Genomic DNA, 696 nt, shown 5'->3' on the forward strand with positions numbered 1-696 from the left:
GGAAGAGGCAAGAAAGGCCCAGGAGAAAAAACAACAGGAAATTCAGCGTCAGTATGAGGAAGCAGTGAGAATTTATGAAAATGAGACGCTTCCTGCATACCAGAACAGGCTGAATGAGCTGAATTCAGCAGCAGATCAGGCTCTTACAGCTTACAATCAGGCTGAGAATACATATCAGATGGCATTTACTGCCTGGTCAGCAGACCAGAGCCCGGAAAATACAGAAGCCCTTTCGCAGGCAGAGGCGGACAGAAGCAATGCTCAGGTAGAATACCAGAATGCTCAGGCTGTTTATGAGGATTACAAAACTCAGATGCCGCCGGCTCCTCTTTTATCTGACTTTACAGGCGCTTCTGATCTGGTGACAGACGGAACCGGCAGTGATTTCAGCGATACGCCTTCCGGGGATCTTTCCGGAGGAACTGTGTCAGTGGATACTTCCGGAATTGAAATAGCGCTTGAACAGGCAAGCAGCGATCTGGCAGAGCTTCAGTCAGAGCTTGCGTCCCAGGAGGCAATTGCCGAGGCAGATCCCAATGCAGTAACAAAAGAAGAAAAGGAAAAGATGAAGATTACCAATAATCTTTCCGAACTGGAAAAAATGTCTGCAAAAGAACTGGTAGAGTCTGCAAAAAATGGCGTAACAGCAGATTTTAACGGAGTTATCTCAAAAGTAACAGTGGTAGAAGGCTCTAC

General features: G+C 46.8%; 1 pseudogene. It reads left to right on the forward strand.

Annotation, left to right across the window (positions count from 1 at the left end):
- Positions 1-696 (forward strand): annotated as a pseudogene (locus QVP40_RS12180) (efflux RND transporter periplasmic adaptor subunit); the annotation flags it as partial.

It is taken from the genome of Blautia sp. CAG:257 (genome assembly GCF_000433815.1).
Classification (GTDB): Bacteria; Bacillota; Clostridia; order Lachnospirales; family Lachnospiraceae; genus Blautia_A; species Blautia_A caecimuris.